The sequence below is a fragment of the Serratia sp. CoH_134_PS_4 genome (assembly GCF_058190535.1).
Genome location: NZ_JBXWKI010000010.1, coordinates 190,050 through 214,044, shown reverse-complemented (window position 1 = coordinate 214,044; position 23,995 = coordinate 190,050). Strand labels below are relative to the sequence as shown.

The following is a 23,995-nucleotide window of genomic DNA, read 5'->3' as shown; positions in this document are numbered from 1 at the left end:
GAACGGTCTGCGTTGTCGGGAAGATACGTGATCTGATCCTTCAACTCAGCAAAAGTTCGATTTATTCAACAAAGCCACTATAAGCGTATACCTACCAAAGAAAGACCACCCGCTCCTGTAAAAGATATTACTGCTCCGGCCACACCAGGAAAAGCATAAGTGAAAAACTTGCTGAATTCGAACTACTACTCAGAGAAGACAAACGATACGAAATCGTAGGAAAGATCCTTCAAAAATGTGGTTAAACAGATAAGGAATCTCACTGATTCCATTTCTAAGATGATTTATAGAGCTTCACAAATACAATGGTAAAAACATCCTTTACAAACCCCTCGCAAGTTTCTCCAAGAAATCCACTGCATATCATATAGATAATATGATAAATTTTTTTTATAAACAGTCTATTGCACTGCTTTACTGTAAGAAAAACCAATCTACATTTCGTCAATCCCTATTTAGTCAAGAAATTATTGATCGTTATTACAGATCAATAAATAAATTATGATAGACAAAACCTATCAACATGCAATCATCGATCGGTACAAGTGATTTTACTTTAACCAGCCATCCATCGAGAATTCCTGTTAAGACCCTGACAAGTTGCAATACAGGAACCTATTGAAAAATGGAGTTAATATGAAAAACGAAACAATAAAGTGCCCGTTCTGCTTTAAAGAAAGCGAACTTGGTGTTCGCATCTGCACAGGATGCCACTCATCTATTACATATGGAGAAGTTTCCCCTTTTGTATCCCTGCTAATAGGATTTATTTTATTAGGTATTGCTTACGTCATACTTTATATAAGTCAAAGTTTTTTAGTAGCTATCGTTATTTTGTTGGTATTAATGATTTCTACAAGATTGTATATTCGTAAAAAATTTGCACACAGAGCAGTTTTCACACACCAACATTAAGAGCAAAAGGGATTTAAAATGAAAACATATGCTATTTTTACAATCATTCTGTCTACTTTTCTTCTTACCGCTTGTAATAGCGAACCCAGTCAAAACGATATCTATAATGTTTTCAAAAGTGTTGTAGATAGATCAAATCAAGTATGAAAGCTCTGAACTCAAGTATTCCAGATAAAGATCTTTTTAAAATCGATTATGTGAAGAAAGTTAGCTGTTCAGAAGAAGCCAACAATGTTTATACTTGCATAGTAGATGCTTCTATTAGCAACATGAAACAAACTAAACCCGTTAAGCTGGTGAAATCAGATGGTATCTGGAAAGAAGTCCAGTAATAAATGATATCATGCAGTCTCAGTTAGCCCCGACTATGGGACTTTTCTATAACCTGATACGATTGTTATACAATCAATAAAACCTAGATTTCAAATTCATTTGAAATAAATAAAATGGCCGATATCATCTATCAGCCATTTTATAACTCAATTATTTTTTAATACATTACTCAATATTAGATTTTCTTGTGCGGAAGTAGAAAGCTGTATCAAATTATTTAAAAAATTAACAAACAAATCATTGAATACTTGCCTTTCATTTAAATCTGTCCAGCCTAAAAGCAAAGCTTCTTCAATTGAGAGCCAAATGATATTTACATGCTCTTCTTCCAAGTAAATTTTAAATCGCTCCTCAGGTGTCCTAAGGGCATGTGACAATATTTTATTTTTGTTATCTGAATCTATGTCTTTATCAAGATGCCAGAATGGTTGTGGCAGTGTAAAATCAATTAGCGAATTAAAAGTGAGTCCCCGAACTTGTGCTGCCTGCATCGTGCTTACGACTTTATGCCCATCTCTCCAAATTTTTAAATCACGAAGTAAATAATTTACTCGTTGATTTCGAGCTTTGCTGTTACCTGTTGGGTATTGAATGTAAGGAGGCCCATCACCATTTTGGCGATAGCGAGCGAGAGTCTTAACACTTACTCCAAGATATAGAGCAGTAAGTTCAACATTTAATGCTGTATCATCCGGCAGTTCCCCAAATAATTTCCAAGCTTCTGTGAAGTCCCTTAGGGTGTCAACTGTTGGCATACTTCCTCCACTCACTAATTTAATTTTGAGTTGATTGTTTAATTATTAACAATTCGTTCAAGCACTCGTTTATTTTTTTTATACTAAGAAAATGCCCTGATACAAAATTATAAGCAAGAAAAGAAATAAAATTATAAAACTTAGGATTTGGTGTGAACTCACATAGCAGAAATGATAAAAATCTTGCTAAGTTTTCTTCGCATGTTAATCCATTCTTTATTTTAATAATAGCATGACAACAAATATAAAAAACTCTATCTATTTTTACACCATATGCATTTATAAAGGAAAAATCTATACCACCAATTTCCCCATTGAATATTTGATTTACTGTATAGCTTTTTTGGAGATATCTAAAAAACAAATGACTCATAAGAGCATATAAATCAATTTGCTCATTAAATCTTCCAGAATATTTTTTAATTAACTCACCTAAAAAATATCCTGTCTCATCATTTTTTGAATACGCTAAACTATAAATATCGTCCAATGATAGAGGATAAGGATACATTCCCACACTATGCAATATTATACCCTTTTCTCGAACGGTATAAGAGATATGTCGGGCCGCTTCATGGATATACTTGTGGAAATCGACAAACTTAATATTTAAAGCTTTATTGAAGAAAATGCATGAAATCAAATCGGCAGTAAAATATGGCGTATTGTTAGTTAAACACGAATAAATATTTTTTAAATAATTATCTCCTACTACTCCGCGTAGTTTTATCAGTTCATTAGGCATATCACCAATCTTTGGATGATATACTTTTATTTGTTTTTGAATGCTGTCAAGATTTTCAATGAAATCTCCGTGATAGCTCTTAATAGTATCAGATGTGTTTATATGAATACTTCCATTTTCATTAATAGCTATCGTTTTGTATTCATCTTCTTTTACTATCTCCAACCAATTCTTGATTGCTTTTACGTCTTCTTCTATTAATAAAAAGTGAATATCTTTATCAACGAAATAATCCACAAATGAGTTCATGCAAATATAACATATTGTGAAAATATCCGTTGCTATGTTATTCTCAATATCTTCACCTCCAGATTCAAAATCTTTTATTTTTATTTTTATATCCGTAAGGCTAATCATTGCTGCTTTGACGGGATCGTTTTTAGCAATCATTTCCATTTTAAAATTTACAGGGAAATTTTCATTTATATATATATCATTATTTTGTTCAGTTTTAGGTAAAATATCTTTTATAACTTTTATCATCTCTTCTGGGTCGTCAGGCAAACTTATAGATTGAAAAATGTCTGACCCATCATTTGATTCATTTCTAATTTCGTAAGCTAACCGAAATACAGCTACATATGCAGGCATTTTTTCTTTCAAAGTTAGCCTTTTCATGCCCAGTTTTTTTACTTCATTTAACTCGCTATTTAGCAATTCTTTTGCGACTGGCGAATCACTACTAATAAAATAATTACTATTCAGAGAAGTATCAACAACAATAAGCTTTGTTAAATCTTTACCTGTATCATTATAGTGAACACCACAAACCACACCATCCACATCCTCAGAAGGAATAAACTCTTGATTACTTTTCTTTGACCTCATAATCTGCGTACAAATATGCGATACAAACATATAGTTTTTTTCTGGAGAATCCAAAAAAAATTTAATAGCTAAATCATGACCAAAGTTTGTATATCCCAGCGATATAATTTTATCACTTAATCCTAGCAGACTATTAGTTGGTTCATTAAATTTTTTATAATCAATATTATTTACAACTTCTTCTACCGCTGAAAAATCTCCAACTTTTTCAAAGAAATGGAGTTTTAACCTTATAAAATCAAGATCCTGATTCGTATTATGTTCTTCAATTAACGACAATGCCTTTTCCATTTCATTGTGGGAGAAATAGATAGATAATGCCATTGTATGTATTGATATAGGTTTATCTTTGTTATCAACAATATCATAAAGAGAACTAAATGCTTGATACAAACCTGTTTCGAATAATCCAATAAGATATTGATAGACAATTGGAGAACACCAGTAGGAATGTTTACTATCGAAATATTTCCCCATTATTACGCATAACTGTTCATTTCTCTCAATATCTCTCAAATCCTCTGAAATATTATATATAAATGCTGAATTTATTGATTTAAAATCATTATTGTCATAATTAACGATCTCCTCAATAATATCATCTACTATCTTACTATTTCTTCTGCTTACATCATTTTTCTCGATGTATAAATATAGTTTCAACTTTGAGAAAAGCTCACTCAACTTTCCTGTATCCGTTTGTAATGAGCCGCCTTTATCGATCCAATCAATTAAACTGGTATCTTCTATCAGTCCTCTCACAAGGATAAAGTCTGATAACGAAATAAAATTATTAGATAGAACTCCTTTAATTACACTATCCTTATAAGCATTATCATTCCGACATTTTTTAATAATATTAATTGGATGGTTTTCTTGCCCTTGATCATTAAGGTGTAATACACGAAAATCATTAGCGAACTCATGGTCTATCTTGTCAACGGATTCTATATTCTTTATGCATATATCTCTCAATCGTTCGTCTGATTCTTTCGTAAACAAATAACAGGGAACAATTACATTAAAAAGCCTAAGATCACTTCCTTCGCTCTCAGTATATAATTTGAGTGTTTCTTCTATTTGGTTCGAAATTCGATCTTTTTCTTTTTGTGATAACAGCCAGTAATCGTCACCAACTATGTCTTGATTAAGTAACATACCTCTTGCGAACAAATGTATAACTCTTGAATTATAACTTGGGAAATAGTCCACTAAGAAAGTAGCTACATCTAATGCAGTCTCGAAACTTTTGACTCTGAACAAACCTGAGATCAGACCAATCAATTCCTCTTCGGTTAAACCATGCTTCCCTGTTGAGGCTCTCTCCTGCAAAACTTCTTCACTTAGTGTTAACTCAAACAACAAAGCCCTACTAAAAGGGCCTTTAACATCTGTTGCATTATACCTCTCTATCATTCTATCTTTGCCAAACTTGTTAAATTCAAGTCTTAATAATAAAGATAGTGATAGATCTTTTATCATTTCATTATTGGATGATAAAGCTATATCATTAAGAACGGAAAAATCCACATGAGAATTCGCGTCTTCTACTAAATCAGCCTTTATTCTCAGCAGTACAAAAAGATCATTAATTTCTTTTGTTTGATTTTTAATAGATAAAATTAAATCAATTTTTGTTTTTGCATCCACTATTTTCCTATTGGATATATCACTTAATATTTTTTTAACAGGTTCTCTAAGGTCTTCTGGCACTGTTGAATTAATGAAAGTGTTATAATTCTCAATAAATAAATTTTTATCACGAGCAACATTATCTCCTTTTCCATAATGTGCCTGATTCAAACTTTCCATCACTCATTCTTCCCATTAATGATTTTATCTCTTCCAACATTATCACCTGTCCCATAGTGTGTTTGTTTTATTGAGACTATTGATGCGTTAGGGATATTTTCAAGTACATTCATCACTTCCGGGCTGGCTTTTAAATGTTTTTCAATAGCTTTTTCACTCATATCATCATTAACATTTAATTTTTCTATTTTTTCTGCTAAAAGTTCAGCATTTTCATCACTTGTAATAAATTCAGTTAGTTTCTTTTTAATATTATCTTTTGTGAAAGATATTCCAGCCAGCAATAAATCATAGATAGCCCTTGAAACTATTGCTGTGGTAATAGGTCCCATAATTTAGTCCTCGCGTGGTTTGTTTACTCGTTTAGGGGTGGGTATTTAGCTGATGCAAGAATATCATTATACAACTTAGGGCTACTTTTCAAGATATGCAACTCAATCTTTTGTAACGCATCAAAGACTCGATCTTCGTCAGGAACGGCATATCTCTCAGTCGGATCAGTTGTGTTTCGGTGATTGAGTAGCCTCTTTACAACAGCATATGTAACAAGTTCCTCAGCAACACGGCCAAAAGTCCTGCGAAGATCGTGCATACCAAGTTTGACAATACCTGCTTCTGCACAAAGGTACTCTCTCAAACTTTTGCTGTCCGAGTAATGACCCACTTTGTTTCGTGAAGAGCGGGCTGGAAAAACCCACTTCTGTTTATCCTTTTGGGATATCGTATCGTTCACTATGTCCCTTCTATCTTCCAGAATAATTTTGACTGCATCACAAATCGGAAGCTCGTGATCATTTCTGTTCTTAGTGTCGTAGAATCGAATGAGCCGATTTTCAAGATCTACATAGCTTGTCGTTTTAGCTTCTTCACTGGTTAAAGCTTCTCTCCAACACAAAGAAGCTGTTTCTCCTTTCCTGGCACCTAACAGGACTGTCAGTAGTAGATAGTCGCACCCAAGCCGGTTGAAGCTTCTCTTGTTGTACAATACTGTTAAAAATCGTCCAAGAGTATCTTTTGGCGAAAGCGGATTTCTGACACCTTTCGCTTTGTAGCTGTCTTCAAGCTCAGAACGAGTCCTGAACTTCTTCTGCACTTTCAGTATTGAAAATGGATTGTATGACAGCGATGGTTGCCGTTGTTGTGTCTGGGCATTACTCGATTCGATATCGATTGCATGTCTGACAGCAACATTTGCCCACCGGAAGGTCTGTTCCGCTGCTGTCCTGGCTCTGCTTGCAATTTCATCAAACTTACGAAGGATCTCATTACCAGAAAGATCTTTAACTCTCAGACCAGACCACTCGGAAAGCCTCTTCTCTGCTTTGTTCAGCACATTAAGTGTGTTCTGTTTAGCTGGTTTCGATCTTCCTAACAGATGTTGACGATATTGAGCAAACACTTCACTCATAGTGAGTTCAGAAACATCTGCTTCTCGTTTAATTTTGTTAGGGTTTCTCTTTGTTGCGATCATTGTCTGAACCAACTGCCGGGCTGCTTCACGAGCTTGATCAATACTCGGAAAATCAGAAACATTGCCAACTTTTACTTTCAGCACAGAACTTGGTTTCTTACCATCAGTCACACTACGATTACCGGAAGACACTCTTCGCTGGATTACATAGGTTTTTTTCGTCAAACTCACCTTAACACCGAATCCCACAGGAGATTCCCTGTGATCATCAAAGACTATGTAAGGTTTTTGGTCAGGGTTAGCTTCGAAAACGACTTTTCCTGCATCGTTAAGAGTAGGCTTCACACTGATGCTTAACTTGTTGAGAATAAAAGACTGACTGAGAGTTGTTTTCAAAGTATCACCATTTTTTGTAGCCCATGGATGATTAGAAAGTAACCTATTACACTCCAGGCTACAAGTGAGCTACAAACTAATTGGTTTATGTGCGTTTAAACGATATTTATCTAGGGCCACATGAGCACTTGAAAGAATGAAAAATGAGTAAAATCAACATGAATGATGTCATTGATAAGGACTTCTCTAGCCATACGCCTATGATGCAGCAGTACCTGCGCCTCAAGGCCGAACACCCTGAAATCCTGTTGTTCTATCGCATGGGTGACTTTTACGAGCTGTTTTACGATGACGCCAAGCGCGCTTCTCAGCTGTTGGATATTTCGCTGACCAAACGCGGCGCCTCAGCAGGCGAACCTATCCCAATGGCTGGTGTACCGCACCATGCGGTAGAGAACTATCTGGCCAAACTGGTGCAGCTCGGTGAATCTGTCGCCCTGTGTGAGCAAATCGGCGATCCCGCCACGAGTAAAGGCCCGGTTGAGCGTAAAGTCGTGCGTATCGTCACCCCAGGCACCATCACCGACGAAGCGCTGTTACAAGAGCGTCAGGATAACCTGCTGGCCGCCATCTGGCAGGACGCACGCGGCTTTGGCTACGCCACGCTAGATATCAGCTCCGGCCGTTTCCGGGTTGCCGAACCGGCAGATATCGAAACCATGGCGGCAGAATTGCAGCGCACGAATCCCGCCGAATTGCTTTACCCTGAAACCTTTGAACAAATGTCGCTGATTGAACAGCGCCACGGCCTACGCCGCCGCCCACTGTGGGAATTTGAACCCGAAACCGCACGCCAGCAGCTTAACCTGCAGTTCGGCACCCGCGATCTCACCGGCTTCGGCGTTGATCAAGCCCATCAGGCACTGCGAGCCGCCGGCTGTCTGTTGCAGTACGTTAAAGATACCCAACGCACCTCATTACCCCATATTCGAGGCATCACCATGGAACGCCAGCAGGACGGCATTATCATGGATGCCGCCACACGGCGTAACCTTGAACTCACCCAGAGCTTGTCCGGCGGCACTGAAAATACGCTTGCGGCAATCCTCGATTGCAGTGTGACCGCGATGGGCAGCCGTATGCTCAAGCGTTGGTTGCATATGCCCACTCGCGATATCAAGGTGCTGAATAATCGCCAACAGGCGATTGGCGCACTGCAGGATATCTATGCCGACCTTCAGCCTTCTCTGCGACAAGTTGGCGATCTGGAACGTATATTGGCTCGTCTGGCTCTGCGCAGCGCCCGCCCTCGTGACCTGGCACGGATGCGCCACGCTTTCCAGCAGTTGCCGGATATCCACGCACTGCTGAAGGGTGTGGATACCCCGCATGTACAGCACTTGCTATCACAAGTCGGTCAGTTTGATGAACTGCAGGATTTGCTGGAACGTGCCGTGGTTGAAGCCCCACCGGTTCTGGTACGTGACGGTGGTGTTATCGCGCCCGGCTACAACAGCGAGCTGGACGAGTGGCGCGCCCTGGCCGATGGTGCCAGCGACTACCTCGACCGTCTTGAAATTCGCGAACGTGAAAAGCTGGGGTTGGATACGCTGAAGGTCGGCTTCAATGGCGTACATGGCTATTACATCCAGGTTAGCCGCGGGCAAAGCCATCTGGTGCCAATCCACTACGTGCGCCGACAGACGTTGAAAAACGCCGAACGCTACATTATTCCCGAACTGAAAGAGTATGAAGACAAGGTTCTCACGTCGAAAGGGAAAGCACTGGCGATCGAAAAAGGGTTATACGAAGAGCTGTTCGATTTGCTGCTACCACATTTAGGTGAATTGCAGCAAAGCGCCGGGGCACTGGCCGAACTGGACGTACTGGCTAACCTGGCCGAACGTGCAGAAACACTGAATTACGCCTGCCCGACCATGAGTGAACAGCCGGGAGTTCGCATCACCGAAGGCCGCCACCCGGTAGTCGAACAGGTACTGAGCGAGCCCTTTATTTCCAACCCACTGTCTCTGTCGCCTCAGCGTCGTATGTTGATCATCACTGGTCCTAATATGGGGGGTAAAAGCACCTATATGCGACAAACAGCGCTGATCGTGTTGATGGCACATATCGGCAGCTACGTGCCGGCGAGTAAGGCCGTTATCGGCCCGGTTGACCGCATCTTTACGCGCGTTGGTGCCGCGGATGACCTGGCCTCCGGCCGCTCTACCTTTATGGTGGAGATGACTGAAACAGCCAATATCCTGCATAACGCCACTGAAAACAGCCTGGTATTGATGGATGAAATTGGCCGCGGTACGTCAACCTACGACGGTTTATCCCTGGCTTGGGCCTGTGCCGAAAACCTGGCCAACCGCATTAAAGCCATGACGCTGTTCGCCACCCATTACTTTGAGCTGACGACCCTGCCGGAGAAAATGGAAGGCGTGGTTAACGTACACCTGGATGCGCTGGAACATGGCGACACTATCGCCTTTATGCACAGCGTACAGGACGGTGCAGCCAGCAAGAGTTATGGTTTGGCTGTGGCCGCACTGGCCGGTGTGCCACGTGAGGTAATCAAACGTGCACGGCAGAAGTTACGTGAGCTGGAAGCTATCTCAAGCCATACAGCCAGCGGCACCGTTGACGCGACCCAGATGACGCTGCTAAATGAGGAAAGCTCACCGGCAGTCGAAGCGCTCGAGGCGCTGGATCCGGATTCGCTGTCGCCACGCCAGGCGCTGGAGTGGATTTACCGCCTGAAAGGTATGGTCTAACCCGCGTATCATTTTGCGGGCATAAAAAAACGGTGAGCATTATGCTCACCGTTTTTATTTTAATGCGATTCACCTTCCAGCGTTACTCGCGGAACAGTGCCTCAATACTCAGGCCCTGCATCTGCAGAATTTCACGCAGGCGACGCAAACCTTCAACCTGGATCTGACGTACACGCTCACGAGTCAGGCCAATCTCACGACCTACATCTTCGAGCGTTGCCGCTTCGTAGCCCAACAGACCAAAACGACGTGCCAGCACTTCACGCTGTTTAGCGTTCAGTTCGAACAGCCACTTAACGATGCTCTGCTTCATGTCATCGTCTTGTGTGGTGTCTTCCGGTCCGTTGTCTTTTTCGTCCGCCAAAATGTCCAGCAACGCTTTCTCTGAATCCCCGCCCAACGGCGTATCAACAGAAGTGATACGTTCGTTCAGACGCAGCATACGGCTGACATCATCGACCGGCTTGTCGAGTTGCTCTGCAATCTCTTCTGCGCTCGGTTCATGATCCAGTTTATGAGAAAGTTCGCGCGCGGTGCGCAGATAGACATTCAGTTCTTTGACAATGTGGATAGGCAAGCGGATGGTACGGGTTTGGTTCATGATCGCCCGTTCAATCGTCTGCCGGATCCACCAGGTTGCGTAAGTCGAGAAACGGAAACCACGTTCTGGGTCAAACTTTTCCACTGCGCGGATCAGACCGAGGTTACCCTCTTCAATCAGATCCAGCAGCGCCAGGCCGCGATTGCTGTAACGGCGGGCGATTTTCACCACCAACCGCAGGTTACTTTCAATCATTCGGCGGCGGGACGGCACGTCACCGCGCAGTGCACGCCGCGCAAAATAAACTTCTTCCTCTGCGGTCAGCAGCGGAGAATAGCCGATTTCGCCAAGATAGAGCTGCGTCGCATCCAATACGCGTTGGGTCACGCCTTGTGACAACAACTCTTCTTCCGCTAGATCACTCTCACTGGCCTCTTCTTCAACCAGTGCTTTTTCGTCGAATGATTCCGCTTCCGTTGCGTTCTCGTCGAAATCCGCATCATCATGTAACTCGTTAACTTTCAGCGTATTTTGGCTCATATGCTGCTCCTACCCGTGATACCGCGAGCAGAATACAGCGTATTCTGCCCAATCTATCGCTGCGGAAGATAACGCAGCGGGTTTACGGATTTCCCCTTGTAACGAATTTCAAAATGCAAACGTACTGAACTGGTTCCGGTGCTACCCATGGTGGCTATTTTTTGACCCGCCTTCACTTCTTGTTGTTCCCGGACCAGCATTGTGTCGTTGTGAGCGTAGGCGCTCAGGTAATCATCATTGTGTTTAATGATGATTAGATTACCGTAACCCCGTAAAGCGTTGCCTGCATACACTACACGACCATCGGCGGTAGCGAGAATCGGCTGCCCACGGGACCCGGCGATATCGACTCCTTTATTCCCACCTTCTGATGAGGAAAAGTTATCAATAATCTTACCGTCAGTAGGCCATCTCCAGGTACTTACTGGGGCACTATTGCTGACGGTGCTGCTCACTGGTGGAGCAACGACCGGTGCGGTAACAGGGGCTGTTGCGGTAGTTACCGCCACTGCGCCTGCTGCAGGTAACATCTTACCTACATTCTGTTTACCCGAGTTATCAGAATACGCGTTAGTTGATTGAGAATCAACCGTTGCAGTTTGTATCTGAGTGCTCGATGGCGGCTTAGGAACACCGCCGCTGGTCGCGTCTGTTGCCGCCAACATGCCGCCGTTTCCGTTGGCAGAACCATTACCAAGCTGAATGTTTTGACCCACATTCAGGCTGTATGGTTCAGGAATATTATTGCGCTGAGCCAGGTCACGGTAGTCGTTACCGGTGATCCAGGCGATATAAAACAGCGTGTCTCCGCGCTTAACCGTATAGGTATTACCGCTGTAGCTCCCTTTGGGAATCGACGTGTAACTGCGGTTGTAAACAATATGGCCTTCAGAGCTCACCGGCACACCGGCATTGTTGGATGCGGCAGATCCGCCACCGTCCACACTACTGATAGGGGCCGATGTCGACGCGTTGTTTGTACAACCCGCCAACCACAAACTTACCATCGTACACACCGCAACCCGGCGTAATGTAATCATTGGGCTTCCCGTGCTCATGCTTCCCCCATGACAGCAATATCAGCGATATATCCAAAATACCCTTTACATCGTAGCTGAGCTTTTACCATTCTCTCAGTTTCTACCATGAAAGGTGCCCGCGGCCGATCCCTGAACGTCAGGAAATTTCATGCCCGAGCCTCAAAACAGCGCGCCAATGCTAACCACATTAGCGGTGCTGCACCATAAGACAACTACGCAGAAAGGCAATTGTATTGAAAATTAGTTTTATTGAAACGGTAAAACCTTAACCAGAGGTGATGAAAGTGCAACAGATTTCGTATCCTGTCGAAAATTCAGACAATCGCTAGGCTAACTCACCCTTAACCAAGGGTACAAAGCGCACGGCTTCGACGATATCGACGACAAACTCGCCCCCTTGCCGTTGAATGCGCTTGAGGATTTGAGACTGCTCACCCACTGGCAATACCAGAATGCCGCCGTCATCTAACTGCTCCATCAACGCGGGGGGGATTTCCGGCGGCGCGGCAGTGACAATAATGGCATCAAACGGACCACGAGATGCCCAGCCCTGCCAGCCATCACCGTGACGAGTTGAAACATTGTGAAGATCAAGTTGCTTCAGGCGGCGTTTGGCCTGCCATTGCAACCCTTTGATGCGTTCAACGGAGCAAACATGTTGCACCAGATGCGCCAAAATAGCGGTTTGATAGCCAGAGCCGGTACCTATCTCCAACACCCTTGACGTGGGTGTCAGGTTCAGGAGTTCGGTCATCCGTGCGACCATATAAGGCTGGGAGATCGTTTGGCCAGACCCGATGGGCAACGCAGTATTCTCATAGGCTTTGTGTTCAAGTGCTTCATCAACAAAACGTTCGCGCGGCACCGCCTCGATCGCCTGCAGCAACCGCTCGTCCCGGATCCCTTGTTGACGCAGCTGCGTCAGCAATGTTTGCATACGCTTGTTCACCATTCCCCGCCAACCCCTGCTTTGGTTAACCACGTTTTTACCACGTCTTGGGCCGTATAGGCGGTTAAATCCACCTGCAATGGTGTGATTGCCACGTAACCCTGCTCAACCGCAGCGAAGTCCGTGTCCGGCCCGGCATCAAACTTATCACCCGGTGGCCCAATCCAATAGAGGTTTTGCCCACGTGGATCCTGCTGGCAGAACACTTTGTCGGCAGGGTGTCGGCTACCGCAGCGTGTCACGCGAATTCCCTTGATCTGTTCCAAGGGTAAATCAGGCACGTTGATATTCAGAATTTTACCGGTACGTAACGGCTCACGCTGTAGCGCTCGCAGTATCCGGCAGGTAATCACTGCGGCAGTAGCATAATGCTGGTGGCCGTTCAGCGACACCGCCAGCGCCGGTAAACCCAAATGGCGTCCTTCCATGGCGGCGGCAACAGTACCGGAATAAATAACATCATCACCCAAATTAGGGCCGGCGTTGATACCAGAAACCACGATATCCGGCGCGGGTTGCATCAGAGCATTCACGCCCAGATACACGCAATCGGTCGGCGTCCCTTGCTGTACGGCAATATCCCCATTGGGCATCGTCAGGGTGCGCAATGGGGATTCCAGCGTCAACGCATTGGAAGAACCGCTGCGGTTACGATCGGGCGCTACAACTTGTACTTCGGCGAACTCACGCAGTGCCGCCGCCAGCACCTGAATGCCTGGGGCGGTCACGCCGTCGTCATTACTCAGCAATATCCGCATATGAGGTTATCTTCTTTTTATCTCTCAACCAGACCCCTTGCAACGCGGCCCAGCATGTAAATACTTGGTAGAAAGTGCCTAAAAGGAGGCGCTTAACCAGCAGATATTATGTTTACTCCCCCCGGCATGTCCAGTCACCAAGGGAAAAGCCCCCCAATGCTGCAACCCTGCCCACAGAGAATATCTGAAGATCATCACGCAATCCTTACGAAAACCTGACAATACGGTCGCACTCAAGTAAAATCGTAATTCAATAACTTCAAGGTTTCTCTCCTCAATGCCAATAACAAGACTAAAATATTTAGATGGTTTACGTGGTGTGTTTGCGTTAACTGTCGCGCTAAGCCATTTTTTTGGTAGTCAATATGGGTGGAATGACTATCCCTTCCAAAATGCGTATATATCCGTTGATTTCTTTTTTATTCTTTCGGGTTTTGTTTTGTCACATGTTTATGGCCAAGCCTTATCATCAGGCTTAATGAGTGATAGAAAGTTTATCTTCTATCGCTTCGCACGGATGTACCCGCTGCATATTGCCACTATGATTATCGTTGGTATCATTTATCTGCTGACCCAACGAGGTTTTCCCTTTGACGAGCCATTTATTTCTGGCATTGCAAATATTTTTCTTCTGCAGAATATGGGTTTTGTCAACAACTGGAACTGGAATGATCCTAGCTGGTCAATCTCAGTCGAGTTTTGGGTTTCCGTATTTTTGGTTCCTTGGTGTATCCGTCGTGTAAAAACCAACCTTCTGCTATTTATTTCCTTAATGTGTTACACCGTTTTATATACATCATTCGGTTCACTGATGGTCGCTCATGAAATGATGTACGGTATTGTCACCTCAGGCTTTGTTAGATGCATCGCCGGCGTCACACTGGGGATCGCAGTTTGTAGAATGGCCCAAGGAATGAGGCCAGTAGGACTTACCCACATACAGAAATCTATCATTGGTTGCCTTGACGTCATTCTTTTCGCAACCGTTGTATACTTAGTTTATCAAAAGACTCCGATTGGAAAACTTAGCTTCTTACCGATTCCACTTATCGCGTTACTCATTTTAAGCTTGGCAACACTAAGTTCGTGGTTCCATCAGATTATCAGTAGTCGAATTCCAGCTTGGCTCGGTGATATCAGCTACTCTGTTTACCTTATACATACTCCTATTATTTTGATCATGGGAGCGATACTCTCCCCACTAAACTTACCATTCGGAATAAAATTCGTCGTTTTTGTTGCGTTGACATTATTCTTATCACAACTCACTCATCGCTTCTTTGAGAAGCCCTGTTATGAATGGTTAAAAAAGCGTTTCTCCGAACAATCGCAAGCCAATGTGAAAGAGATAAAATTAAATGCAGAAAAAAAATTAGCCAATCAACGCTAAGGTATCTGATAAAAAAACCTGCTTTCGCAGGTTTCTTATTACTCGCTAATGTCCGTATCACTGTTGTCCTGCCGCATAATTTCGCGCACCACGCTGGTGGCGAAACTGCCGGCAGGTAGCCAAAAACGCAGTTCAACGGTGGCATCGTCCCACCAGTCCCACTGCATATTTTTTGGCTGTAACAACAGCGCACGGCGTGCCGGATCAACGCGCTCGCGCGTTAATAGCGCCATCAGTTCAGGTTGTTCCAGCAGGCATTGCTGTTCAAAACTCAACGCCTCCCCGGCAGTGCCTGGTTCGCCGTCACCCGGCAGGGGAGCCGTAATCAGCAATTCACCGGCATCAAGCCGTTGCTGTAAAGTATCCAGCTCGTCCGCTTTGGCAACAAACCAGCTACCACGGCCGCTGAGCTGCAAGGCATCGCCTTCAAGCACAGTGTGTTGCTGCTGATTAGCCAAACGTCGACTTGCAATCAGGTTAAACAGTGCACTACGACTGGCGGACAGATAAAAGCTGCGTTTACTGCGTTCTTTTACCCGGATCTCATCCTTCGCCCAACGCCGTGCCATCACCAGGTTATTTCCGCCACGGCCAAAACGCTGGCTGCCAAAGTAGTTTGGGACGCCACCGGCCGCAATCGCCTGCAGGCGAGATTCAACATCCTGGCGATCGGAAATATGGCGCAGCACTAACGTGAAGGCATTGCCTTTCAGCGTGCCGATGCGCATTTTGCGTAGATGGCGGGCACTGGCCAGAACTTCGCAGCCTTCCAGTGAGAACTGGGTGAAATCGGGAGTTTCTTTCCCCGGTAGATGCAGACAGAACCACTGCTCGGTCACGGCATGGCGATCTTTCAGACCGGCATAGCTGACAGAGCGGGCATGAATACCCGCAAAACGCGCCAGGTAATCTGCGACAAACTGAGTGTTACATCCATTTTTACGGATGTTCACCAACACATGTTCGCCTTCCCCGTCCGGCTCAAAGCCCAGGTCTTCCACCACCACGAAATCTTCCGGGTTGGCTTTCAGCACGCCAGTGCTCTGCGGCTGGCCGTGGAGCCAGGTCAAGTTAGCCATATCCATGCAGTTATTCCTTGATCAACAAGGCAACCGCTTCGCAGGCAATGCCCTCACCGCGTCCGGTAAAACCGAGCTGTTCGGTAGTGGTGGCCTTAACGTTGACATCGTCCATATGGCACTGCAGGTCTTCCGCCAGGAAAATACGCATTTGCGGGATATGCGGCGCCATTTTAGGTGCCTGAGCAATAATGGTAATGTCCAAATTCCCCAGACGATAGCCTTTCGCACGGATACGCTTCCAGGCTTCGCGCAGCAGCTCACGGCTGTCGGCACCTTTGAAAGCGGGGTCGGTATCCGGGAACAGTTTACCAATATCCCCCAGCGCCGCCGCACCCAACAAGGCATCGGTCGCTGCATGCAGCGCTACATCACCGTCGGAATGGGCCAGCAAACCTTTCTCATAAGGGATACGAACACCACCGATCACCAGCGGCCCTTCGCCACCAAATTTATGTACGTCAAAACCGTGACCGATACGCATGATGCGCTCCTTAATTGTCCAACTGAGTTAAATAAAATGCTGCCAGCGCCAAATCTTCTGGTCGCGTGACTTTAATGTTGTCCGAACGCCCGGTCACCAACAGCGGATGATAGCCGCAATGCTCTAGGGCTGAGGCTTCATCAGTGACTGTTGCACCTTCATCCAGCGCCCGCTGCAAACAGAGTTTAAGCAACGCCAATGGAAATAGCTGTGGTGTCAATGCATGCCACAGGTCCTGACGATCAACGGTATGTGAAATTGCGTTGCGACCCGCTTCGGCGCGCTTCATGGTATCACGCACCGGCGCAGCCAAAATCCCGCCCACATCGCTGTGCTCAGTAATCGCCAGCAGACGTTCAAGATCGTCTGCATGCAGACATGGCCGAGCCGCGTCGTGCACCAGAACCCATTTAGCGTCGCCGGCCAGTTGTAGCCCGGCCATTACCGAATCAGCGCGTTGTTGACCGCCGATGGTCACCCGCACACGAGGATCTTTTGCTATGGGTAACTGGCGGAACTGCTGGTCATCAGGGCCGATCGCGACAATCACCTGAGGAATACGCGGATGCCGCAACAATGCATGGATCGCGTGTTCGAGAATGGTTTGATGGCCGATCGTTAAATACTGCTTCGGGCAATCCGCCTGCATACGGCTGCCAATACCGGCAGCGGGCAGGACGGCAATCACCGATGGAAAGGTTCCTGCGGAGTGATTCATGCGTTACTTTTGTAGGTTATTTTGCGAGGAGGACGCCGCGTTGCGTCTGGATTGATCAGGAACCAAACGATAGAAAGTCTCACCGGGCTTAATCATGCTCAGTTCATTGCGCGCACGCTCTTCGATCGCTTCCTGACCGCCGTTCAAATCGTCGATTTCGGCGAACAGCTGATCGTTACGCGCTTTCAATTTTGCATTGCTGCCCTGTTGGAGCGCAACGTCATCATTGACCCGCACATAATCGTGAACACCATTTTTGCCCAGCCACAGTGAATACTGTAACCAACCGAGCAATGCCAGCAATAACAGCGTAAGTTTTCCCATCTCCGCCCCCTGAAAAACCGCCTAATCATCCCACAACTTTTCGTTGGACTCCACACTGGGAACGGCATTTCACCGCCAAATTCAGAGTAGGATGAGAATTTCCTCAGTTTATAACCTAAATTCGAGCCGAAAGCGGCAAAAAAAAGCACTTTCGCCCATTCGTAAACCTACCAGATAAAGCAGCACGCTCTCATTTAGCAATTTCCCCGTTATGCAGTAAGAAAAACTGGCTGATTCCACATTTGACCAACGCTTCTTCCAAACACCAACAGAAATTGCATATTTAACACCATTAAAAAATCCATCATCAGGTAGGAGTTGTATTTTTATTCATTAAAGATTATTTTTATGCACCAATAGTGCATAAATAAACTTCAAGCACGACATTTAATTACCGGGGATATCGATGTTAAAACACCTAGTTCTGATTGGCGCCTGTCTGGCCGCCACCCTGTCGGCGTCAGTCCTGGCGGCTGAACCGACTTATGTCGTCGGCTCCGGCGGCACCTATCGTCCCTTCGAGTTTGAAAACAGCAGCAAACAGCTGGAAGGTTTTGATATTGATATTATCAAGGCGGTGGCCAACGCAGAGGGCTTTCAAGTCAAGCTGGTAAATACGCCGTGGGAAGGCATCTTTGCCACGCTAAACTCCGGCGATCGTGACATCATTATTTCGGGTATCACCATTACCGACAAACGTAAGCAAATGGTCGACTTTTCCGCACCTTATTTCCCGGCTGAACAGGCTATTGTCGTACCCAAAGAGTCCACCGTGGATTCTATCGCTGCACTCAAAACCTTGAAGGTCGGCGTTGTGAACTCCAGTACCGGCGACATTGTGGTGTCCGACACGCTGGGCAAGAACAGCACCGCCATTAAGCGTTTCGACAATACGCCGCTGATGTTACAGGAATTGTATGAAGACGGTATTGGCGCCGCGGTCGGCGACGTCGGGGTAGCCAAGTTCTACATCAAGACCCACCCGGATAAAGAATTCAAATTGGTGTCCGACGCAAAATTCGAACGCCAATATTTCGGTATCGCCGTCGCCAAAGGCAACGACGAACTGCGCGGTAAGATTAACGCCGGTCTGAAGAAGATCGTTGCTGACGGGACCTACGCCAAAATCTACCAGACCTGGTTTGACAGCAACGTCCCTACGCTGCCCGTCGAGTGAACCAACGGATGCCAACCTGCCGATCGGCAGGCGTAACGAGCTAGCCATAGCGGGTGCGGGCAGTGCACAGCCACCGGAGTGGACATGCAGTCCATGAGGATGGCGATCACTGCCCAATCTCAATATGGCGACGCGCAGTAGCCTGAACTCGCTAAAAAAGGAACGAGAAAGTGAATTTCCGTTGGGAGATTATCCAAGAGTATGCCCCATTGTTTATGGAAGGCGCCTGGATGACCATCAAATGCACCATTATCTGCGTGATACTGGGTACCACCTGGGGTCTGATCCTCGGGCTAGGTCGTCTGGCGCAAGCGCCGCACGGCATCTGGAAACCTATCTTGCATTACGGCGTACAATGGCCCGTGCGCATTTACATCAGCGCCTTTCGCGGTACGCCACTGTTTGTGCAGATTATGGTGGTGCACTTCGCATTGGTGCCGTTGTTTATCAATCCCCGTGACGGCCTGCTGGTCACCAGCGGCCTGATGAGCAGCGACTTCGCCCGCGCACTGCGCTCAGATTACGGCGCGTTTCTTTCCTGCGTCGTGGCGATTACGCTCAATGCTGGCGCTTACGTCTCGGAAATCTTCCGTGCAGGCATTCAGTCAATCGATCGTGGGCAGATGGAAGCGTCGCGCTCACTGGGCATGAGCTACGGCAAAACCATGCGCAAAGTGATCTTGCCACAGGCATTCCGTCGCATGTTGCCTCCGCTGGGCAATAACGCCATTGCCATCGTCAAGGATTCCTCATTGGCCTCCGCCATCGGCCTTGCAGACCTGGCCTATGCAGCCCGTACCGTTTCGGGAGCTTATGCCACCTACTGGGAACCCTATCTGACAATTTCATTGGTCTATTGGGTCCTCACCTTCCTGCTTTCGCTGATGGTGCAACACATGGAAAAGAGGTTTGGGAAAAGTGATTCGCGTACATAACCTGCAAAAACAATTTGGCGATAGCCATGTGCTGCGAGGTATCTCCTGCGAGATCGCGGCAAACGAAGTGATCTGCGTCATAGGCCCATCAGGATCGGGTAAAAGCACTTTCCTGCGCTGCATCAATGCGCTGGAGACGCTTTCTGGCGGTGAGATTATGGTCAACGGCTTTGCCATACACAGCCAGAAAACCGATCTCAATAAAATGCGTGAAAGCGTCGGCATGGTGTTTCAGCGTTTTAACCTGTTCCCGCATATGACGGTGTTGGAAAACATCATCATGGCGCCGATGGGCGTGAAAAAGTTGTCACGCGCAGACGCCATCCTGCGTGCCGAAGCCTTGCTCCGCAAGGTGGGCCTGCTGGACAAGATTGACGCCTATCCCAATAGTCTGTCAGGTGGTCAGCAACAGCGCGTGGCCATTGCTCGTGCGCTAGCGATGGAGCCGAAAATCATGCTGTTCGACGAGCCCACCTCAGCGCTCGATCCCGAGCTGGTTGGCGAAGTGCTGGCGGTAATGAAATCATTGGCGCACGAAGGTATGACCATGGTGGTGGTAACCCATGAAATGGGCTTCGCCCGTGAAGTGGCCGATCGGGTATTGTTTATTGATCAAGGGATCATTCAGGAAGAAGGGACACCACAGCAGATTTTCAGTCACCCTGCCAACCCAAGAACTCAGGCTTTTCTAAGCAAAGTTTTGTAACCTTCAGCACGGCTTTGCAATGCGTCGGGCGCAGGAGACTGCGCCTGACTCTGTCACCAGCCGGTCAAAAAACTGAATACCAGCCAGAACAGACAAAGCACAATAGTCCCCGTCAGCAGCAACGTCAGGATCAAGCGTCCACGCAGCAGCATGCTAAGTGTAATGCCTATCAGTACCGAAACCGGCATCAGGGCCAGGAAGAACGGCCAGGTATAGAGCAGGAAGAAGAGTGTGTTAGAGCCGTAGACCAAAAACGGCACCGCGAACGCCAGCCAGTAGAAAACAAAGCCGCAGACGCCGCCCAGGAAAGAATAAGAGGGTTCCTCTTTCTCCTGGTTTGAGTCAATCAAGATTGGCGAGACATTTTGCATAGTGATCCCTGGTTATTCGGCACGCTCTTCGGCGGGCTTAGCGTAAAAAGCGTATGACGCAAAAACGCCACACGCTTTTCTGAATTCAGGGTTTGATAATAGCCCGACCACGCAGTACGTCTAACAATTGCGCAATCAAATTTGTTACCAATTGTTGGCCATCAAGATGAATATCCGGCCGTTCCGGTGCCTCATAAACCGCGTCAATTCCGGTGAAATTTCTCAGCTCACCGGCACGGGCTTTTTTGTACAATCCTTTTGGATCACGTGCCTCACAAATCGCCAGAGGCGTGTCGACAAACACTTCGATAAAACGATTTTCATCGAGTAATTCGCGTACCATCTGCCTTTCGGTACGGTGCGGTGAAATGAACGCGGTGAGTACCACCAGCCCTGCATCTACCATCAACTTGGACACTTCGCCCACCCGACGAATATTCTCGCGTCGGTCATCGTCGGAGAAGCCCAGATCGCGACACAGACCGTGGCGCACATTGTCACCGTCCAGGAGATAAGTGTTGATGCCAAGGGCATGTAGCGCCTGTTCCAACGCCCCCGCCACGGTGGACTTACCCGAACCAGATAACCCGGTAAACCACAACACCACACCTTTATGACCCTTACGCGCTTCGCGATCCGCACGCATTACTGCATGCGGATGCCAAACCACATTGTCATCATCCGGCCCGGTTGGCCGTTGTTGAGACTCGGTCACGCTATTTGCCCCCGATCAGGTCACGTGCACCCCAATGTGGGAAATGCTTACGCACCAGCGCATTCAGCTCCAGCTCAAACGCGCTGAAATCCCCGGTCGATGCCTGAACGTCTTGCAAAGCTTCGCGGATCAACCCGGCACCGACCGTGACGTTACTCAAACGATCGATAAAGATCAGTCCGCCAGTGACATGGTTGCGCTGATAGTTGTCCAGTACGAGCGGTTCATCGAAGATCAGCTCCACCAGACCAATGCCATTCAGCGGCAATGTGTCCGCCTGATGCTGTGCCAGTGAGTTGATTTCGACTTGGTGGCGAATGCCTTCAACGCGGGCACGCGTCTTCTTACCCGCCACCTTGATGTCATAGCTTTGACCCGGTAACAACGGTTTCTCAGCCATCCACACCACGTCGACCAACGCGCTTTGCACCGCTTGCAGCGTTTCCCCGGCATCCACCAGTAAATCACCACGGCTGATGTCCACTTCATCTTTCAGCACCAGGGTAATTGCCTCACCCGGCACGGCCTCCTGCAAGTCACCGTCAAAGGTGACAATGCGCGCAACGGTAGATTCAACGCCAGACGGCAGAACCTTCACACGTTGGCCCACACGTACGACACCGGCCGATAACGTCCCCGCGTAACCACGGAAATCCAGATTCGGACGATTAACGTATTGCACCGGGAAGCGCAAAGGCTGCGTCTCACGTTCGCTGATCACATCCACACTTTCCAGCACCTGCAACAGCGTTGGACCGCTGTACCAAGGCATATGGGTACTTTCGCTAGCCACATTATCGCCGTCCAGCGCTGAAAGCGGGACAAACTTGATGTCCAGATCGTTCGGCAATTGCTCAGCGAAGCTCAGATAATCCTGTTTGAACTGCTCAAATACCGATTCTTGATAATCCACCAGGTCCATCTTATTGACCGCAACCACCAGATGGCGAATCCCCAACAGCGTTGCGATAAAACTGTGTCGACGAGTTTGATCCAGCACCCCTTTGCGCGCGTCGATCAACAGGATCGCCAAATCGCAGGTAGAAGCGCCCGTCGCCATATTCCGGGTGTACTGCTCATGCCCCGGCGTATCGGCAATAATAAATTTGCGCTTTTCGGTCGAGAAATAGCGATAGGCAACATCAATGGTGATGCCTTGCTCGCGTTCAGCCTGCAGGCCGTCTACCAGCAGCGCCAAATCGAGTTTTTCACCCTGAGTACCGATACGCTTGCTGTCACTGTGCAACGTTGACAGCTGATCTTCGTAGATCTGGCGAGTATCGTGCAGCAGACGACCGATCAAGGTACTTTTTCCGTCGTCTACGCTGCCGCAGGTCAGGAACCGTAACAGACTTTTATGTTGTTGCGCGTGCAGGTAGGATTCGACACCGCCCTGTTCAGCGATTTGTTGTGCAATTGCGTTGTTCATCCGGCGGCTCCTTAGAAATACCCTTGACGCTTTTTCAGCTCCATCGAGCCGGATTGATCGCGGTCGATCATCCGTCCCTGGCGTTCACTGGTGGTGGATACCAACATCTCTTCGATGATTTCCGGTAACGTTTCCGCCTCCGACTCCACCGCACCGGTCAACGGCCAGCAACCCAGCGTACGGAAGCGAACCATACGCTGACTGATCACTTCACCCGGCTGCAGATCGATACGATCGTCGTCCACCATCAGCAGCATGCCATCACGCTCAACCACCGGGCGCGGTTTCGCCAAGTACAGCGGAATGATGTCGATCTTTTCCAGGAAAATATATTGCCAGATGTCTAGCTCGGTCCAGTTCGACAATGGGAACACGCGGATGCTCTCGCCTTTGTTGATCTGGCCATTATAGTTGTGCCACAGCTCCGGACGTTGGTTCTTCGGATCCCAACGGTGGAAGCGGTCACGGAAAGAATAAATACGCTCTTTGGCGCGTGACTTCTCTTCATCACGACGAGCACCGCCAAAGGCAGCGTCAAAACCGTATTTGTTCAGCGCCTGTTTCAGACCTTCGGTCTTCATGATATCGGTGTGCTTGGCGCTGCCGTGAACGAACGGGTTAATGCCCATCGCCACGCCTTCCGGGTTTTTGTGGATCAGCAGCTCGAAACCGTACTCCTTGGCCGTACGGTCACGGAATTGGTACATTTCACTGAATTTCCAACCGGTATCCACATGCAGCAGCGGGAACGGCAACGTACCCGGGTAAAAAGCCTTACGCGCCAAGTGCAGCATCACGGAGGAGTCTTTGCCGATGGAATAGAGCATCACCGGGTTGCCGAATTCAGCGGCGACTTCACGGATGATATGGATACTCTCCGCCTCCAATTGCCGCAAATGAGTGAGTCGTTTTTCGTCCATAACA

At 46.9% G+C, this 23,995-nt stretch carries 22 protein-coding genes and 1 pseudogene; 7 read left to right on the top strand and 16 right to left on the bottom strand.

The window, feature by feature from the left end; all coding sequences use genetic code 11:
- Positions 1 to 636 precede the first annotated feature (636 nt).
- Entirely contained in the window at positions 637 to 915 is a 279-nt protein-coding gene (locus tag AC2FCQ_RS17035) for a hypothetical protein (protein ID WP_490308606.1), read from the top strand.
- An 18-nt stretch (positions 916 to 933) separates the two neighbouring features.
- Positions 934 to 1,247, top strand: a pseudogene (locus AC2FCQ_RS17030) (cell wall-binding protein).
- 147 nt (positions 1,248 to 1,394) lie between these two features.
- On the opposite strand, the gene AC2FCQ_RS17025 reads toward AC2FCQ_RS17030, so the two are convergent.
- From AC2FCQ_RS17025 to AC2FCQ_RS17010, 4 genes are read right to left on the bottom strand one after another with little or no spacing between them, the layout of a single operon-like run.
- Entirely contained in the window at positions 1,395 to 2,003 is a 609-nt protein-coding gene (locus AC2FCQ_RS17025) for a hypothetical protein (protein WP_490308607.1), read from the bottom strand.
- 19 nt (positions 2,004 to 2,022) lie between these two features.
- The gene (gapS6b, locus tag AC2FCQ_RS17020) at positions 2,023 to 5,388 is read right to left on the bottom strand and encodes a GapS6b family protein (protein WP_490308608.1); all 3,366 of its coding nucleotides are present in this window, start codon (positions 5,386 to 5,388) and stop codon (positions 2,023 to 2,025) included.
- Complete coding sequence (gapS6a, locus tag AC2FCQ_RS17015) at positions 5,388 to 5,720, bottom strand: GapS6a family protein (RefSeq protein WP_337279407.1); 333 nt, start codon at positions 5,718 to 5,720, stop codon at positions 5,388 to 5,390. The genes gapS6b and gapS6a overlap by 1 nt, the downstream gene beginning before the upstream one ends.
- A gap of 23 nt (positions 5,721 to 5,743) precedes the next feature.
- The gene (locus tag AC2FCQ_RS17010) at positions 5,744 to 7,195 is read right to left on the bottom strand and encodes a tyrosine-type recombinase/integrase (protein WP_490308609.1); all 1,452 of its coding nucleotides are present in this window, start codon (positions 7,193 to 7,195) and stop codon (positions 5,744 to 5,746) included.
- 158 nt (positions 7,196 to 7,353) lie between these two features.
- Here AC2FCQ_RS17010 and mutS point away from each other — a divergent pair, with 158 nt between their 5' ends.
- On the top strand, positions 7,354 to 9,915 hold the full coding sequence (mutS, locus tag AC2FCQ_RS17005; RefSeq protein ID WP_490308651.1) for a DNA mismatch repair protein MutS: 2,562 nt from the start codon (positions 7,354 to 7,356) through the stop codon (positions 9,913 to 9,915).
- Positions 9,916 to 9,997: 82 nt separating this feature from the next.
- Here the strand turns inward: mutS and rpoS are convergent, their stop codons facing one another.
- The 4 genes from rpoS to surE all read right to left on the bottom strand — a co-directional run bounded on the left by rpoS (position 9,998) and on the right by surE (position 13,743).
- Complete coding sequence (rpoS, locus tag AC2FCQ_RS17000; protein WP_012005280.1) at positions 9,998 to 10,996, bottom strand: RNA polymerase sigma factor RpoS; 999 nt, start codon at positions 10,994 to 10,996, stop codon at positions 9,998 to 10,000.
- Between the two features lie 53 nt (positions 10,997 to 11,049).
- Positions 11,050 to 12,036: a murein hydrolase activator NlpD gene (gene nlpD / locus AC2FCQ_RS16995; RefSeq protein ID WP_490308610.1), complete on the bottom strand. Its 987-nt coding sequence runs from the start codon at positions 12,034 to 12,036 to the stop codon at positions 11,050 to 11,052.
- Positions 12,037 to 12,361: 325 nt separating this feature from the next.
- The gene (locus AC2FCQ_RS16990) at positions 12,362 to 12,988 is read right to left on the bottom strand and encodes a protein-L-isoaspartate(D-aspartate) O-methyltransferase (protein WP_490308611.1); all 627 of its coding nucleotides are present in this window, start codon (positions 12,986 to 12,988) and stop codon (positions 12,362 to 12,364) included.
- A complete protein-coding gene (gene surE, locus AC2FCQ_RS16985) occupies positions 12,982 to 13,743 on the bottom strand; it encodes a 5'/3'-nucleotidase SurE (RefSeq protein ID WP_209635189.1) in 762 nt (253 codons plus the stop codon). Before surE ends, AC2FCQ_RS16990 begins: the two co-directional genes overlap by 7 nt.
- A 277-nt stretch (positions 13,744 to 14,020) precedes the next feature.
- Here surE and AC2FCQ_RS16980 point away from each other — a divergent pair, with 277 nt between their 5' ends.
- Entirely contained in the window at positions 14,021 to 15,133 is a 1,113-nt protein-coding gene (locus AC2FCQ_RS16980; RefSeq protein ID WP_209635188.1) for an acyltransferase family protein, read from the top strand.
- A gap of 38 nt (positions 15,134 to 15,171) precedes the next feature.
- On the opposite strand, the gene truD is transcribed toward AC2FCQ_RS16980, so the two are convergent.
- The 4 genes from truD to ftsB are packed head-to-tail and all read right to left on the bottom strand — an operon-like array spanning position 15,172 to position 17,738.
- On the bottom strand, positions 15,172 to 16,218 hold the full coding sequence (gene truD / locus AC2FCQ_RS16975; protein ID WP_209635185.1) for a tRNA pseudouridine(13) synthase TruD: 1,047 nt from the start codon (positions 16,216 to 16,218) through the stop codon (positions 15,172 to 15,174).
- 4 nt (positions 16,219 to 16,222) lie between these two features.
- Positions 16,223 to 16,696, bottom strand: coding sequence for a 2-C-methyl-D-erythritol 2,4-cyclodiphosphate synthase (ispF, locus tag AC2FCQ_RS16970; protein WP_004950274.1), 474 nt, complete (start codon positions 16,694 to 16,696; stop codon positions 16,223 to 16,225).
- A gap of 10 nt (positions 16,697 to 16,706) precedes the next feature.
- Positions 16,707 to 17,414 carry a 2-C-methyl-D-erythritol 4-phosphate cytidylyltransferase gene (gene ispD, locus AC2FCQ_RS16965; protein ID WP_490308612.1) on the bottom strand — a complete coding sequence of 236 codons (708 nt, stop codon included), beginning with the start codon at positions 17,412 to 17,414 and terminating at the stop codon, positions 16,707 to 16,709.
- A 3-nt stretch (positions 17,415 to 17,417) separates the two neighbouring features.
- Entirely contained in the window at positions 17,418 to 17,738 is a 321-nt protein-coding gene (gene ftsB / locus AC2FCQ_RS16960; RefSeq protein WP_037424733.1) for a cell division protein FtsB, read from the bottom strand.
- A 406-nt stretch (positions 17,739 to 18,144) separates the two neighbouring features.
- Between ftsB and AC2FCQ_RS16955 the strand changes: the two genes are divergently transcribed.
- The 3 genes from AC2FCQ_RS16955 to AC2FCQ_RS16945 all read left to right on the top strand — a co-directional run bounded on the left by AC2FCQ_RS16955 (position 18,145) and on the right by AC2FCQ_RS16945 (position 20,556).
- On the top strand, positions 18,145 to 18,915 hold the full coding sequence (locus AC2FCQ_RS16955; protein WP_490308613.1) for a basic amino acid ABC transporter substrate-binding protein: 771 nt from the start codon (positions 18,145 to 18,147) through the stop codon (positions 18,913 to 18,915).
- A 215-nt stretch (positions 18,916 to 19,130) separates the two neighbouring features.
- Complete coding sequence (locus tag AC2FCQ_RS16950; protein ID WP_209635297.1) at positions 19,131 to 19,850, top strand: amino acid ABC transporter permease; 720 nt, start codon at positions 19,131 to 19,133, stop codon at positions 19,848 to 19,850.
- Positions 19,834 to 20,556 carry an amino acid ABC transporter ATP-binding protein gene (locus tag AC2FCQ_RS16945; RefSeq protein WP_209635299.1) on the top strand — a complete coding sequence of 241 codons (723 nt, stop codon included), beginning with the start codon at positions 19,834 to 19,836 and terminating at the stop codon, positions 20,554 to 20,556. Before AC2FCQ_RS16950 ends, AC2FCQ_RS16945 begins: the two co-directional genes overlap by 17 nt.
- A gap of 53 nt (positions 20,557 to 20,609) precedes the next feature.
- Here the strand turns inward: AC2FCQ_RS16945 and AC2FCQ_RS16940 are convergent, their stop codons facing one another.
- From AC2FCQ_RS16940 to cysD, 4 genes are all read right to left on the bottom strand, one after another.
- The gene (locus tag AC2FCQ_RS16940; protein WP_037424725.1) at positions 20,610 to 20,927 is read right to left on the bottom strand and encodes a DUF3561 family protein; all 318 of its coding nucleotides are present in this window, start codon (positions 20,925 to 20,927) and stop codon (positions 20,610 to 20,612) included.
- An 85-nt stretch (positions 20,928 to 21,012) separates the two neighbouring features.
- Entirely contained in the window at positions 21,013 to 21,642 is a 630-nt protein-coding gene (gene cysC / locus AC2FCQ_RS16935; protein ID WP_209635178.1) for an adenylyl-sulfate kinase, read from the bottom strand.
- Position 21,643: 1 nt separating this feature from the next.
- The gene (cysN, locus tag AC2FCQ_RS16930) at positions 21,644 to 23,071 is read right to left on the bottom strand and encodes a sulfate adenylyltransferase subunit CysN (protein WP_209635175.1); all 1,428 of its coding nucleotides are present in this window, start codon (positions 23,069 to 23,071) and stop codon (positions 21,644 to 21,646) included.
- Between the two features lie 11 nt (positions 23,072 to 23,082).
- On the bottom strand, positions 23,083 to 23,991 hold the full coding sequence (cysD, locus tag AC2FCQ_RS16925; RefSeq protein ID WP_037424720.1) for a sulfate adenylyltransferase subunit CysD: 909 nt from the start codon (positions 23,989 to 23,991) through the stop codon (positions 23,083 to 23,085).
- Positions 23,992 to 23,995 lie beyond the last annotated feature (4 nt).

Coding starts and splice junctions, on each gene's coding strand:
- AC2FCQ_RS17035 (WP_490308606.1), top strand. CDS start 637: ATGAAAAACGAAACAATAAAGTGCCCGTTCTGCTTTAAAGAAAGCGAA.
- AC2FCQ_RS17025 (WP_490308607.1), bottom strand. CDS start 2,003: ATGCCAACAGTTGACACCCTAAGGGACTTCACAGAAGCTTGGAAATTA.
- gapS6b (WP_490308608.1), bottom strand. CDS start 5,388: ATGGAAAGTTTGAATCAGGCACATTATGGAAAAGGAGATAATGTTGCT.
- gapS6a (WP_337279407.1), bottom strand. CDS start 5,720: ATGGGACCTATTACCACAGCAATAGTTTCAAGGGCTATCTATGATTTA.
- mutS (WP_490308651.1), top strand. CDS start 7,354: ATGAATGATGTCATTGATAAGGACTTCTCTAGCCATACGCCTATGATG.
- rpoS (WP_012005280.1), bottom strand. CDS start 10,996: ATGAGCCAAAATACGCTGAAAGTTAACGAGTTACATGATGATGCGGAT.
- nlpD (WP_490308610.1), bottom strand. CDS start 12,036: ATGATTACATTACGCCGGGTTGCGGTGTGTACGATGGTAAGTTTGTGG.
- AC2FCQ_RS16990 (WP_490308611.1), bottom strand. CDS start 12,988: ATGGTGAACAAGCGTATGCAAACATTGCTGACGCAGCTGCGTCAACAA.
- surE (WP_209635189.1), bottom strand. CDS start 13,743: ATGCGGATATTGCTGAGTAATGACGACGGCGTGACCGCCCCAGGCATT.
- AC2FCQ_RS16980 (WP_209635188.1), top strand. CDS start 14,021: ATGCCAATAACAAGACTAAAATATTTAGATGGTTTACGTGGTGTGTTT.
- truD (WP_209635185.1), bottom strand. CDS start 16,218: ATGGATATGGCTAACTTGACCTGGCTCCACGGCCAGCCGCAGAGCACT.
- ispF (WP_004950274.1), bottom strand. CDS start 16,696: ATGCGTATCGGTCACGGTTTTGACGTACATAAATTTGGTGGCGAAGGG.
- ispD (WP_490308612.1), bottom strand. CDS start 17,414: ATGAATCACTCCGCAGGAACCTTTCCATCGGTGATTGCCGTCCTGCCC.
- ftsB (WP_037424733.1), bottom strand. CDS start 17,738: ATGGGAAAACTTACGCTGTTATTGCTGGCATTGCTCGGTTGGTTACAG.
- AC2FCQ_RS16955 (WP_490308613.1), top strand. CDS start 18,145: ATGTTAAAACACCTAGTTCTGATTGGCGCCTGTCTGGCCGCCACCCTG.
- AC2FCQ_RS16950 (WP_209635297.1), top strand. CDS start 19,131: ATGGAAGGCGCCTGGATGACCATCAAATGCACCATTATCTGCGTGATA.
- AC2FCQ_RS16940 (WP_037424725.1), bottom strand. CDS start 20,927: ATGCAAAATGTCTCGCCAATCTTGATTGACTCAAACCAGGAGAAAGAG.
- cysN (WP_209635175.1), bottom strand. CDS start 23,071: ATGAACAACGCAATTGCACAACAAATCGCTGAACAGGGCGGTGTCGAA.
- cysD (WP_037424720.1), bottom strand. CDS start 23,991: ATGGACGAAAAACGACTCACTCATTTGCGGCAATTGGAGGCGGAGAGT.